At 60.3% G+C, this 11,858-nt stretch carries 14 protein-coding genes; 1 reads left to right on the forward strand and 13 read right to left on the reverse strand.

What is annotated here, in order from left to right; genetic code table 11:
• Nucleotides 1–19 precede the first annotated feature (19 nt).
• The 13 genes from BW934_RS07975 to BW934_RS08030 form a co-directional block, all read right to left on the reverse strand.
• On the reverse strand, nt 20–361 hold the full coding sequence (locus BW934_RS07975) for a hypothetical protein (RefSeq protein WP_076346893.1): 342 nt from the start codon (nt 359–361) through the stop codon (nt 20–22).
• 32 nt (nt 362–393) lie between these two features.
• Nucleotides 394–1,344: a phage tail tube protein gene (locus BW934_RS07980; RefSeq protein WP_076346895.1), complete on the reverse strand. Its 951-nt coding sequence runs from the start codon at nt 1,342–1,344 to the stop codon at nt 394–396.
• A 3-nt stretch (nt 1,345–1,347) separates the two neighbouring features.
• On the reverse strand, nt 1,348–1,515 hold the full coding sequence (locus BW934_RS14970) for a hypothetical protein (RefSeq protein WP_159437305.1): 168 nt from the start codon (nt 1,513–1,515) through the stop codon (nt 1,348–1,350).
• Nucleotides 1,516–1,529: 14 nt separating this feature from the next.
• Nucleotides 1,530–2,216 (reverse strand): hypothetical protein, encoded by a 687-nt coding sequence (locus BW934_RS07985; RefSeq protein WP_076346897.1) that lies wholly within the window; start codon nt 2,214–2,216, stop codon nt 1,530–1,532.
• Nucleotides 2,217–2,221: 5 nt separating this feature from the next.
• Nucleotides 2,222–2,707: a hypothetical protein gene (locus BW934_RS07990; protein ID WP_076346899.1), complete on the reverse strand. Its 486-nt coding sequence runs from the start codon at nt 2,705–2,707 to the stop codon at nt 2,222–2,224.
• 1 nt (nt 2,708) lies between these two features.
• On the reverse strand, nt 2,709–3,530 hold the full coding sequence (locus BW934_RS07995; RefSeq protein WP_143232589.1) for a hypothetical protein: 822 nt from the start codon (nt 3,528–3,530) through the stop codon (nt 2,709–2,711).
• Nucleotides 3,527–3,841 carry a hypothetical protein gene (locus BW934_RS08000; RefSeq protein ID WP_076346903.1) on the reverse strand — a complete coding sequence of 105 codons (315 nt, stop codon included), beginning with the start codon at nt 3,839–3,841 and terminating at the stop codon, nt 3,527–3,529. The genes BW934_RS07995 and BW934_RS08000 overlap by 4 nt, the downstream gene beginning before the upstream one ends.
• Nucleotides 3,817–4,089, reverse strand: coding sequence for a hypothetical protein (locus tag BW934_RS08005; RefSeq protein WP_143232590.1), 273 nt, complete (start codon nt 4,087–4,089; stop codon nt 3,817–3,819). The genes BW934_RS08000 and BW934_RS08005 overlap by 25 nt, the downstream gene beginning before the upstream one ends.
• 87 nt (nt 4,090–4,176) lie before the next feature.
• Nucleotides 4,177–5,256: a hypothetical protein gene (locus BW934_RS08010; protein WP_076346907.1), complete on the reverse strand. Its 1,080-nt coding sequence runs from the start codon at nt 5,254–5,256 to the stop codon at nt 4,177–4,179.
• Nucleotides 5,257–5,540: 284 nt separating this feature from the next.
• Complete coding sequence (locus BW934_RS15470; RefSeq protein ID WP_076346909.1) at nt 5,541–6,026, reverse strand: endonuclease domain-containing protein; 486 nt, start codon at nt 6,024–6,026, stop codon at nt 5,541–5,543.
• A gap of 142 nt (nt 6,027–6,168) precedes the next feature.
• Entirely contained in the window at nt 6,169–6,648 is a 480-nt protein-coding gene (locus BW934_RS08020; protein WP_076346911.1) for a hypothetical protein, read from the reverse strand.
• 129 nt (nt 6,649–6,777) lie between these two features.
• The gene (locus tag BW934_RS08025; protein WP_076346913.1) at nt 6,778–9,072 is read right to left on the reverse strand and encodes an HK97 family phage prohead protease; all 2,295 of its coding nucleotides are present in this window, start codon (nt 9,070–9,072) and stop codon (nt 6,778–6,780) included.
• A gap of 21 nt (nt 9,073–9,093) precedes the next feature.
• Nucleotides 9,094–11,391 carry a phage portal protein gene (locus tag BW934_RS08030; protein ID WP_076346915.1) on the reverse strand — a complete coding sequence of 766 codons (2,298 nt, stop codon included), beginning with the start codon at nt 11,389–11,391 and terminating at the stop codon, nt 9,094–9,096.
• A gap of 70 nt (nt 11,392–11,461) precedes the next feature.
• Between BW934_RS08030 and BW934_RS08035 the strand changes: the two genes are divergently transcribed.
• Nucleotides 11,462–11,827 carry a hypothetical protein gene (locus BW934_RS08035; RefSeq protein WP_076346917.1) on the forward strand — a complete coding sequence of 122 codons (366 nt, stop codon included), beginning with the start codon at nt 11,462–11,464 and terminating at the stop codon, nt 11,825–11,827.
• The last annotated feature ends 31 nt before the right edge of the window (nt 11,828–11,858 follow it).

An 11,858-nucleotide genomic window follows, 5' to 3' on the forward strand; every position in this document is an offset into this window, starting at 1 on the left:
CGCAGGTCGAGCTTCCCCGTCAGGACGTCGACGAGGCGGTCTCGGAGTTTGGGTCCGTGTTCACCCCAGCCAGCACGTTCCGCACGTGGTTGATGATGCGCATGATGATCTGTCCATCGACAAGGTCGAGTTGTTCTGCGGTCGCCTTGGATGGGATAGGCACGTCGTTGCCATCCTCGTCCTTGACGTTCCATTCTGTCACCATGCGCGAGAGAATCTCGGCAAACAACGCGTCCTGTTCATCTGCATCCGGTTCGTTGTTGCCCACATACTTCGCTACGCGCTTGAGCAAGCCCCAGGGAGCCTTGTCGCGCACCATCGCATAGGCACCTGTCTGCAAGTCGTTCAGTTCCAGCCGCATACTTTCCCTCCCGTTCGATTTGGGTTGTGACATTAGCTAGCCGCCTGCGTCGTATAGGCCGTGCTCACGCTGTTGATCAGCTTTGCGAGCATGACCGAGCCGTCCGTCGCGTTGTAGATGGCGCTTCCCGTGAGCGACACCCCGACATACTCGTCGCCACGGTCAATCGTCGGCTTCGTGAACTGCACCGCGCTCGACTGGAACACCAGCTGCGCACCTGTTCCCGGCTGCGAAATCGTGAGGATGACGGGTACCGGCTGTTGCGTCAGTGCCAACACGTACTCTGTGTCCGCGGTCATGTAAAACTCCAGGTCCCACGTCGCGCCAAACGGCCCCACGAAGATGTCCCACGGCTTTTGGCTGTTCTGCGCCGAAAACAGCGCATTGGACCCCTTCCGTTCCAGGTCGATGGATACGGACCGGAGCGTCGCGTCCGCGCTTCCGTTCAAGCTCAACGACGCTTCCCAGCCGAGGAAGTACGGGTTCACACCAAACGTCTGCGAGCTCGGTGCGGTGCCCGTCACCGACGGAAAGCCGATGAAATGTGCCGTGTAGCTGAGCCCTGCATCCGGCGTAAACTTGATGGACAGCTTGTCGCACTTGGCACCTGCCCACTGACGATAGCCAGCGACGTAGTAGTCGGAGATGGTGTAGCTTGGCACCGTCGCCTGCGGCACAAACGTGTGCGTATACGGAGCAGCACTACCCGTGACGGTGTCCTGGCCGAAGATGGCGGCCAGAAAGTTGCCAAACGACGATGGATACGCATAGCCGTCCATCTCATACTCGCTCGAAATGACGGAGAGGTATTCGCCGAACAGGTCGACGGCCTGTCCGCGCTTCCCGTCGTCTGCCACGTACTTCGGGTTGTCCTGCGGCTTAAACGAGCGAATCGGGACAAACCCGGTGGGTGCGACCGGCGTGCCCAAGGTCGATTCCACGCCAAGCCCCAGATAGCTGAGCGACGTCAGTTTTGCCGGCATCGCTTACTCCCCTTTCTTTGCCTTGTCATCCGCTGAGGCAATCTTCACGGCCTTGAATCCGGGATGCTCTGGCACGAACGGAAGGTCGAGCTCGTCTCCCGGCTCGAACTTCCACACCTTCCCCTCGTACATGAGCAGCACCGGATGGCCGCCCTCGTACTTCACGCGCATGTCCTCACGCTCCCTTATGCGTGTACCTGCTCGACCGACTCGATGTTGAACCTCGCCACGAGCCACACCGCGTCTTCCACACGCTCGTGTGTTTCCTCGACCGTGAAGTTCTCGCCAAACTTGATGGCCGCCCCTTGTGGATAGCTCGCCGTCTGCAGGATCTTGTTTGTTCGGATTCGGTCGGCAATCTGGTCCATCCAGCCGTAAAACGTGTTGATGGCGACCTCTCCGATGTCCCCAGAAGGCGTCCCTGGGACGACCGACGTCAGCACCGCCGTGATGGTGTATGTGATGAGCTTTTCCTGCGCGAACTGGCGGCGTTCCTGCGACCGCGGCGTCAGGATGAAAAGCAACGGCTGCTGATAGTCCTCTGCCGTGATAGGCTCGCCCATGACCACCGTCTGCACGAACGGAAACACGCTGGACGGGCTCGTGCTGAGCGGTGCCACCGAACATCCCGACGTATGCGCGTAGGTCGTCGGGCTTGCGAGCGTGCTCACGTACTGGCCGCCGCCAGAAGGGATGCAGTTTACGACCTGCACCACTTCGCTCGCCGTGCCAACGTCAAGCAGTGCTGCGCCTTGCGGCAGCGCACCACTCGTCGTGATTTGGTTGACGCCCGCCTTTTCGCTGGCCGAGAGCGAGGTGGAGTAGCCGCCGAAGAACTCGTAGGTCGCGAGTTGTTGGTCGATGCGCCCCATGACGCCTACACCCCGCTTCCTGTGATCCAGCCGTTGATGACGCGCTCAAACACCTGCTGCAAGGCCATCTCGTCGACGGCCTGCTGAAGTGCCGCCTCTCGGAAGTCATTTGGCTTCGTCCCGGGATGATTGACGCGACCGAAAACGACGCCGTGGCCGACTTTCGGCCAGAAGAACGCCAGGGCCTTTGCACGCCGTGGGAAGATGGGATGCGGCCTCGTCCCGCCGATGACGTAGATACCTTGCTTCGCCCCGAGCAAGCGCGCGCCGTACATCCCTATCTCGAACCGCAGGCTATCGCGAAGCTGGCCTCCAGGAAGCATCGTCCCATCGAACCGATAGTGCTGCCCGACCGGCGCGTTCTGCTTCAAAAACGGCGTCAGCGTCTCCGCCGTCTGCTCGACCAGGTCCTGCATCACGTTCCCCACGGTGTCGGCCATGAACTGGATACGCTCGGTCACTTGGTCGTCGATTTCAATCTTCAGGAACACGTCAAATCACCCGCCTGAAGGGCCACAGGAGCTCGCGCACCAGCTGCATGTCTTCCGACACCACTACGTTCATCGGCTGCACGCGGCCATTCATCATGATGCTTGAGCCCGCGCGCCGCTCCTTGATGAGGTACGCGGTGTACAGGATGCATGCCGTCGTCACCGCATCAGGCAACTCGGACACGCGCACGCCCGCGTTATGCGCATACTGCAACGGCGACACAAGCGAAATGACATTGCCATTCACGCTCGCTACGGTCGCCTCTTCGTACTGTGTCCCGTCGTACAGTTTGAGGACGTCGTTTGGATTGACGCCGAGCGTCGCGTCCACGGTGATGGACGTGGCACCCGCACTCACGGGCTGCGTCAGCTGCATGTTTGCATAGCCCGCGACATACGTCGTCTGCACCGTGAGCGGTGGCTGTCCCCAGCCGTAGCTCGCGCCATACGGGAAGTCATACGCGATGTACTTGTGCCCGCTCCCAAGCTCCCCAAACAGGTCCACGGCCTGCGTGTTGATCGTGTGCCACGAGTCCATCGCCGTTTGCCGCCACTGCGCCGACACCACCTGCTGCACAGGAAAGTGGCTCAGTCGCACTTCCAAGCCGATGGTCTTCGGTCGGACATGTGCAGTCTCCGTCCGCTCATGCGCGTACAGCGGCTGAAAGCACCACTGGTCGATGGCCGACGAGGCCATCTGGATGAGCAACGTCAACTCCGACGTGTCCTGCCCAGCCGTTCCGTTCGGCACAATGGTCGTGATGTTGACGCCCGTCGGGTGCAGCATAAACTCCTGCGCCGTCGTATAGGACCGCATGGTCACTCATCTGCCTTCGTGGTGGCCGTCCGTCCCTTGGTCATGCGTTTTGGTTCGGCATCGCTACCATCGTTCGCAAACTGCACCGTGACGCCGAGTTCCGCGGCCAGCCTGCGCAGCTCCTCTTCCTTCTGCTTGCGCTTCAGTTCGCGCATCGCTTCCGGCTCAGGCGCAGGCTCGAATCGGCTGTGCACCGGCACGCCGTCCGGCCAATCCACCACGCCCTCCACAATCGGGATGGTCTTGACGGTGCCATCCGGCATGGTGATGGACATCTCTCCGTCCCCGTCGATTACCGGGTGCTTGTAGTAGGCCATGATTCACGCATCCTTTCCCACTGCTTTGCTCTTTCCTCGAGTTCCTTCATGTTCACGCCACCCCAGTACTTGCGGTACGTCGAAATCATGGGATGGCCTGTACCCAGTAGACGCTCCGCCTCCGCGCGCGGGACCTCGACCACGTGGTCCTTCGCGTCGTATCGGACCTTTCCGTCGGGCGAGGTCACGCCCCAGCAGTTCTTGTCCTCGATGGCCAATTGCACAGGCTCCATCGGGTGATTGCCCATCGTGTCGTTCGCCTCCCTGTCCACAAACGCAAAGAGACGCCTCAGCTGAAGCCAAGGCGTCTCGTCTGCGTCGGATATGCTATGCGATTACGCGGAGATACCCGTGATGGCGAGGTGCTGCGACGGCAGGAACATGTGCAGGCCGCCAAAGCAGCGAATCTCCGAAATCCACGTCGGGTTCGTCGAGATGGGCTGGTAGTCGATCTCCAGGTAGTCCATCGAGCCAACCCAGACCACGACATCCGGCACGTTGTTGCCCACGTACCAGTCGGGCAGTTCCTCCGTCAGGCCAAGCATGATGCCCTGTGGCAGGTACGCGTGCACGTCGACCGGGATGATCTTCGACGTGACCGGGTTCAGATAACGGGACACGCGGAAGTTCGCCGTCATCTGCCCCTGCGCATCGCCCTGGTTCGCGGCGAACCAGTACGGCTGACCGGTGTTGTTGCCAATCAGCAGGTTCGTGAGCGTCTGGATGTCGTGCGCCGAGCAGTACAGATGGTCCGGGTTCGCGAACGCGTTCGTGAACGCATTGCTGAACGCCGTGTTGACCGCATTCAGCGTAAGCGCGCCGTTCACGGGCTGAATCGTAGCACCCGAACCCTGCGCGAATAGCCACGCCAAGATGCCGTTGAACGAGCCATTGAGGCCGTTCGGTCCCGTCCCCACCGACGCGCTGTTGTCCGTTGTCGGCGGTTGCAGACCGCTCGTTGGCACACTCGTCACCGTGAGCGGCGCGCCCGTCGTCGCACCCGCGAAGTAGAACGGGCCATTCGCGCTCGTGCCGAGGTACAACGCCCAGGCGAGCACAGGCACAGGGCCGGTGTAGTTCGGCGGCGTAAACACGAGGCTGTTCGTCCCGCCCGAAGACGAGGTCGTCACGCTAAGCGACGACGTGTTCGGCAGCGACTGCCCAGCGGTCGTCTGGTTGTACGGGATGAAGCCTTGGTTCGTCGGCATGCCCGTCGGGATGGCGAACGCCGAAATCGCCGTGTACACGCCATACACCGTGGTCGAAGCCGGGATGGTCCCGCCCGTCGTGCTCGCCGTAAGCGTGCCGCCCGCAGGCGCATTTCCCATCGCACCGCCAATTGTGAGCGTAAGACCGTTCACGGGTGCGTTGTTGACCGTGTACACCTGCTGCTGCGAACCGAGCCCGCCCAGCATCAGGCGCTCCTCTTTGATGAACATGGCTTTCAGTAGGTTGGCGCAATCTGTTACCCCAATGCGATAGTGGGTTTCATCACGTATCGCATTGTGGCGCGGTCATTTCTGCCGCGCTCTGCATGTTACCATGCAGTTCGGACTGTATCATGATCTCGATGTTTTTACGTCTTGTTTGCCATGCTTTAGCCGAAGCAGCCCTCTTTTCGGGTCGTCTATTGACTTCGGCCATAATAGCCCGCATCTTCTCTCGGTATGCGGGATCCGACCATCTCTGGTACAGGTGTTCACTCAAACGTTAAATACTGGTCACGTTCTCTGTCACGTTTAATTCCACTTGGCAGTCGATGATGTAGACCGTCCGCTTCTATGATGACGGGATACTCCTCGAGAAGCACATCCACTACGTATCGTCCAATTGTCCACTGTGTACGATGGGATATCCCTCTTGCAACAAGAGCGTCTGTTAATTTTTTCTCAATCGGCGTAGGTTCCCATGTGTTAGATTCTTGGACGCGTTTTAACGCCTTAATTCCTCCGCGCCTTGCTGCTTCCCTCTTCTCCGGTCGCCGATTGATCTCGGCCAATTTGGCTCGTCTATCTTCAGGGACTTTTCTGCCCTTCTTCGGTGGAAGTTTATACCCCATTTTTCGCAAATGGTAGTGGACAGTACCATTTGAGCACCCGTACATCTTGGCGACTTCTACAATCGACCCAGTGGATTCGTAATCTTCAATCACTCGCGACCAGTCTATGTTGTTCTTTCTGTACATCACATCGAGATCCCTCGCGTTCAGTCTCTACGGACCCCTCCATCACAGTGAATGGAGGTTGCCTCGGTATTGCCCTAGCAAAATTATAACTCTACCAGGGTGTCTACCGATACAGCGAGGTTTTCACTAATGCGTCGCCGCATTAGGCCGCCACCAATTCAACGGCTACCGCCCTACTGTCGATGTTGAACTCGCCGGACGGGCCTTCGCCCGCGAACAACTGCTCCATCGTCACCGGGTCGCTCGACACGCCATACGACGTGAAGTAGGTCGTCACGTCCGCGAACTGCGTCTTAATGGCGGGTGCCAGCTGACCTTCCACGGCAATGCCCGAGACGTTGTTCGTATCAACGTTCGTCACTGCTTTGTGCTGGAAGTTCTTGCCCCGACGGCGCAGGCGTGGAATGCGGTTCCGAAGTGGCGAGAACGTCGGCTGCAGAAACACCGCATACTCGGCCAGGTCATAAGGCTGCATGCCAGACGAGATGCCGAACTTCATTAGGTCGGCCATCACGTCCTTGTCGAGGTTCGAGGGTTGCGGATTCGTAGCAAAAAAGCCTTTGAGCGCGGCGACGACTTCCTGCATCTCCGCACCAAGGCTCCCGTAAGGTGTGTATGCCATGTTCAATACCCCTTTCGCAGTGTGGATAGATGTCTTAGCTTGCAAGGCGTCTACCCGCACCACGTCCAGGCGTCATTGCCTCTCAGGCGTGGTCTTAGCGGTCTTCGTTCACGCGAGATGCCGTTCGCATTACGCCCAACCGCGAGCCTTTGCGATGGCTGCCGCCAACACGCGCTCTTGGTCTTTGGGGTTCAGCTTGCGCATCTCCTCTTGGACGTTCTTCAACGCATCCGCGCGCGATGACGTGGCGTCCCCATTCATGGCGAAGAACTTCTCGGCCTCGAACACAAACGGGTTCGGTTGTGCCATGTGCTCCACACGGTCCAGACGCTGGACAAGCGGCTCGAGCACACCTTTCACAACCTCGCCCACGGCCTTACCGAGGTCCACAGGGTCCATCGAAGACGTAGCTCCCGCGGCCTTGGCGTGGTCCGCCATCATGGACTTCACCACGTCCGCGACGACGGCCTTGAAGTCGCCTTCCGTGAAGTTGATGTTGCCGTCGCCTTTCGGTTTGCTCGCCGGTGGCACCGGGTCATCGCCGAGGTTCGGTTTCGTGGGCTCCCTATCACTGTGGCCCATCTCGCGCTCGCCGTCCTCAATCATGTCCATGAGGCGGCGAACCTCTTTCTTGAGCGCCGCAATCATCTCGCGCGGGTCAGCCCCTTCGACGCGAGACGGTCCGCCAGCCGGATTTGCGGCCTTCCCTGCGCTATCCCCACCGAGCGCCATGGCGCATTCCTCGATCCGGTCGCCAAGCGCCTTGTGCGCGTCGCGCAGGTCACGGATGAGCTTCTGGCTCGTCGCCTCCGCACGAGCGGTGTCCTCAGGATTTGCGTCCTTCAGGATGCCCATTTTGACCAAGACCGCCCGAACGCGCTTTTCAATCTCGTCGTCCTGGCGTTTCTTGTCCGGGTCCTCGTCGCGCCCATCAGGTTCCTTCACGGGCTCGTCTTGCGGAGGTGCGGCCTTCTCCTCATCCGGCTCTGTGCTCCTCTCCGGCTTCTTCTCGTCGCCTTTGCCCTCCGACTTCTCGTCGGGCTTCTTTTCGTCTTCCTTGTCGCCTTTCTTTTCAGTTTTGTCGGCCTTGATGAGCTCGTCCTTCACGAACTTGTGGACCGTATGCCCACAGTCCGCGACGCCCTTCACGCGCACACCTCCTGTGAGTTCGGTTCCATCAAGGCTCTTCGTGATGGTCACGGTCTTCTTGCACTGCTGGCACAAGACCTTCTGACCGTTCGCGACGTCCATCGCGGCTTTCACGGCCTCGCTTGCCGCCGCCTTGATGAGGTCGTCCACGTTGAGACCGGTCGCCTTTTCGGTCTCCTTGTTCTTCTCCTCGCTCACTTCGATGCCCACCTCCTTCGCCGCAGCGATGAGCTTGCGGCGTGCTTCGGCCTTCGCCTCGTCCGAAATATCCGTTTGGTCGAGACGGGCCAGTGCGTTTCGCACATGCGCCGGGTCAATCTTGCCGTCCTTGTCCTTGTACGGCAGGTGGCGCAACGACCGCGGCGTCGTCTTACCTTCCTCGTCCTTTTTTCCGCCAGGCTCTATGTACGCAAAGGACGAGTCTGGCAGGTCGTTGATGTACTCCGTGGACCACATGGCCTTGTCCACGTCGCCTTCCACCTGTTTCACCTCCTCCTGTGCGTCTTCCCACGGCGTCACGTCCTGCGGTTCGCCGATGATGATGTTCCCTTCCTCGTCCATGTCCCACGGCATGCGGTAGATCTTTCGACCCACCTGCACCGTCACACTGTGGCTGTCCTGCGTCAGCACGACCGGTTCGTCCGAGTCGTTCAGCATCTCGTTGATGGGCGGCTCGTCCGCGTCCCGTGGATGCCCCGGCTGCAAGATGGGGTTGCCGTCCTCGTCGAACGGCCCCTCACCTTCTGCGGACTTCAGCACAAAGCCCGTCTGGCAGTCGAGCCATTCGTCCTGCGCCCCGGCCATCTTCTTGACCACGTCGAACTTCGCGCTCGGCACCGCAGGACGGTCCACCACACTGATTTCGACGATTTCCCCGCCCACAATGCGCCCTCCAGGTGCCTCCGGGTCGCGCTTGATGACCGGGCGCTTGATGCCGATGGACAACCCCTTGTATACGCCCGACTCGATTTTCTTGATGGCCACCGGGTCGACAATCCTCGCGCGAATCCAAGGGTCCTCGTTCTCGTCAAACTCCAGCTTGTCCGCTGCCCCGACCGCGCTCGGCGCGTGCATCTCGCGGATGTTGCCCCACTGGAACCATCCTGGCAACGCCTGCTTCAGCCAGTCCTTGTCGGCAATCTGCTGGTCGACGTCGAGTTCTTCCTTCGACGGCCTGCCGTAGATGACGAGACTTCCATCCTCCTGCTTCTCCGCCTTGAGGATTTCGGCGTATGCGAACGCCTGTGCGTCACTGGTCACCGCTACATCGGCCATCTCATCACCTCCCTCCCGGTCTCATCCGTTGCGACCGACCGGGACTAATGTGCATCGGCAATTCGGGTGCATCGGCGGCTTCGCGGTTTTCGGGTCGACAATCTGCCCGTGCATGGCGCGACAGTGCTCGCACGTGTTGTCGTCCATGACAGCCACCCATCGCATGCGCCCGTCCACCGTCTCGCCTGGATGCTCGTCCGCCCAGTCCTTCTGCGCGTGCGTGATGGCGTCCGTGACCTCCGTGATGCCAATCTCCTTGCCCTTCCAACCTTCGCGGCTCTCGATCCAGTCGATGAGCGCATCCGTCACGTCGGAGGGCTTGAATCCCTGCGCGCGCAGCTTCTCGACCTCTTGTTCGAGGTCCTTCCGCCACGTCTCCGCGATACCCTTCGCATGTTGCACGGCGAGTTCCGTCATGCGCTCCACGGCGCGTTTGACGGGCTCGGGTGCATTCGCCCAGTCACTCTGCGGCAACACGCCATAGGCCGATAGATACGCCTTGACGCGTGCCTTGGCGATGTCCTGTGCAAGCGCCGCGACCTCGTCCTCTGTGAGCGAGAACGCGCGCTTGACGTCCGTCCAGCGAGCAAACGTTCGCCCCTTCAGTCCCTGCCGTTTGAGGTGCATCAGCACGAGAAATGCCGCCATCAACTCTTCCTCGTGCTTTTTCCGCTCATCGTCCTCATCCTCGGTGGACGTCGTGCCGAACACAGGCGCTGCCTTCGCGGCCTTCTCGGCCTGGTGCGGTTCCTCGTCCTCTTGTTCGTTGTCCTTGTCTTCTGGCTGTTCGTTCGTCTGTCGGGGTTGCGCTTGCTGAGGCTGTTGAGGATTCGCGTTTGGTTCAGGCGGCTTGATCTCGTAGATGCCAGACGCCGTGATGAGCAGGTTTTGTTCCGGCAGGATGACGCCCGCCTTGGTCTCAATCATGTGGCCCCATCCAGGAGCCTCACCGCCAAGCTCCTCGACGATTTGGTCGAGGCTCACCTGCCCGCTGCGGATGGCCTTGTCGTTCGCGTCGTACTTCTCCGCTACGCTGTCCGACACAAGCTCCGTGAACCGGAACTCCACGAGATTCGTGCCCCAGTGGTCGCGGATGATGCGGTTCATCTTCTCCTCAAGCCACTTCGCAAGCGGGATGATGCCGCGCCTATACTCCAGGTCTTCCTGTGCGTTCGCATGCCCGCTACCGCCAAGCCCGTGCTGTCCCGACGGTGCAAAGCCCATCTCCTGCCGCGTCACGCCCATGGCAAGACACGCGAGGTCGATGACGTAGTCCGCGAACGTGCGGTCAAAAGTGAACGGCTTGATGGGTTGCCACTTGGTCCCGTTTGGTGCGGGATACACGCGCATCTTGTCTGCCACCGTCGCCACCGCGCCGTTCAAGAAATCCGCGATGTCCTTGATCTGCTCAGGCGACACGTTCTCCGGCGCTTCCAGGATGCCAAGCGGCAGCGTTGATTCGTTGTACATGGCCAAGTTGAACTGATCGTAGCGCAGGAGTAGGAGCATGAGGATCATGCACTGCTCGACATGCGAAAACCCGTAGGGTGTAATGTTCCGCACGTTCTTTGGCCAGTAGTATAGCTCGTCCTGCGTAAACGTCAGGCGTGGAGCGCCATACGCAAACACCTGATACGCGGGAAGTGGTGGTGCCGGGATGCGTCCATCGAGGCCAATGAGCACCTTGATGTGCTCGCCGTCGACGCGCCGTAGAGCCATGAGCTTCCCGCCGAGCGTCTTCTGCGGCCAGATGGTGAGCCAGTCGCCGACGTAATACTCTTCGATGACGGCGTTCAGCCAGTCCGCCCAGCTGACCTCGCCTTTGCGGTACCATCGCTTTCCGTCCCGTGTCGTGTAATACGCCTCGGGATACGCGAAAAACTCGCGCAACTCCTCGATGAGCGCTCCGTATCGCCTCTGCAGGTTCCGTGTCCGCTCCCGTTGCGTGTTCCCGAGCTCGGGGCTTTGCAACGCAGCTGCACTCGGTACGATGTCCCACTCGAGCGCCGTCAGCTGCGCCTTGCGAATCTCAATCGCACGGCGAATGAGAAACGTGACGTCCGCGAGCATGCGGAGCAGACGACCGTCGACCTGTCGGTCGCTGTCCGGCGTCGTCGGAAAGTTCCACCCGACGCGATACACCCACTGTCGTGGCTCACCGCCGAGTGGGAAGTCCGTCCCCGGATTTCCCGGTCCCATCTGCCCAACAACCGACACATCCGACGAAGGCGGCGTGTAATACGGTGACGCAAACGGTGCACCCAAGGTCGGGTCGGGTCCGTTGTACCCCAGTCGTCGCCCGAAGATCTCCACAGGCACTTCCGCCACCTCCTTTCACGCGGTATGATAAGGACGAATCAACCAAAGTTGGGAAGGTGGTGATTCGCGCATGAAGATTGCCGTCGGCATCATCTCGCTCATCCTTATGGTCATCGTCGGTCTTCAGACGCTCATCGTGAGTCTGGGAGGCTCCATCACGCACTCGCAGGGTCTAGCTCAAGGCGGTGCCGTGGGTTTACTCGTCGCAGTTCTTTTCCTGCTCGGCGGTGCATTCGCATTCGGTTTGCCACTTGTCTCCACCATCTGCCTTGTGCTTGCCGCTATCTTCGGCATCATGGACGGTGCCACAACGCCCTACCATGACCAGACGGTGTGGGGCGTCATCGCGCTGATTCTCGCAATCCTCGCATTCTTCGCGTGGCGCTCCGACCGCAAGAAGAAGCGGATGGCCAGCGCTTCTTCCGCGCAAGCCTGAACGCCAACACAACAAGCGGGCCTGCCCGTTC

This window comes from Alicyclobacillus vulcanalis (genome assembly GCF_900156755.1).
GTDB classification, from domain to species: domain Bacteria; phylum Bacillota; class Bacilli; order Alicyclobacillales; family Alicyclobacillaceae; genus Alicyclobacillus; species Alicyclobacillus vulcanalis.

Bases quoted from the DNA above. Each gene is read 5' to 3' on its own strand.
- BW934_RS08025 (WP_076346913.1), bottom strand. From the start codon at position 9,072: ATGGCCGATGTAGCGGTGACCAGTGACGCACAGGCGTTCGCATACGCC.
- BW934_RS07985 (WP_076346897.1), bottom strand. From the start codon at position 2,216: ATGGGGCGCATCGACCAACAACTCGCGACCTACGAGTTCTTCGGCGGC.
- BW934_RS08020 (WP_076346911.1), bottom strand. From the start codon at position 6,648: ATGGCATACACACCTTACGGGAGCCTTGGTGCGGAGATGCAGGAAGTC.
- BW934_RS07975 (WP_076346893.1), bottom strand. From the start codon at position 361: ATGCGGCTGGAACTGAACGACTTGCAGACAGGTGCCTATGCGATGGTG.
- BW934_RS08000 (WP_076346903.1), bottom strand. From the start codon at position 3,841: ATGGCCTACTACAAGCACCCGGTAATCGACGGGGACGGAGAGATGTCC.
- BW934_RS08005 (WP_143232590.1), bottom strand. From the start codon at position 4,089: ATGGGCAATCACCCGATGGAGCCTGTGCAATTGGCCATCGAGGACAAG.
- BW934_RS08010 (WP_076346907.1), bottom strand. From the start codon at position 5,256: ATGCTGGGCGGGCTCGGTTCGCAGCAGCAGGTGTACACGGTCAACAAC.
- BW934_RS07980 (WP_076346895.1), bottom strand. From the start codon at position 1,344: ATGCCGGCAAAACTGACGTCGCTCAGCTATCTGGGGCTTGGCGTGGAA.
- BW934_RS08035 (WP_076346917.1), top strand. From the start codon at position 11,462: ATGAAGATTGCCGTCGGCATCATCTCGCTCATCCTTATGGTCATCGTC.
- BW934_RS15470 (WP_076346909.1), bottom strand. From the start codon at position 6,026: ATGTACAGAAAGAACAACATAGACTGGTCGCGAGTGATTGAAGATTAC.
- BW934_RS14970 (WP_159437305.1), bottom strand. From the start codon at position 1,515: ATGCGCGTGAAGTACGAGGGCGGCCATCCGGTGCTGCTCATGTACGAG.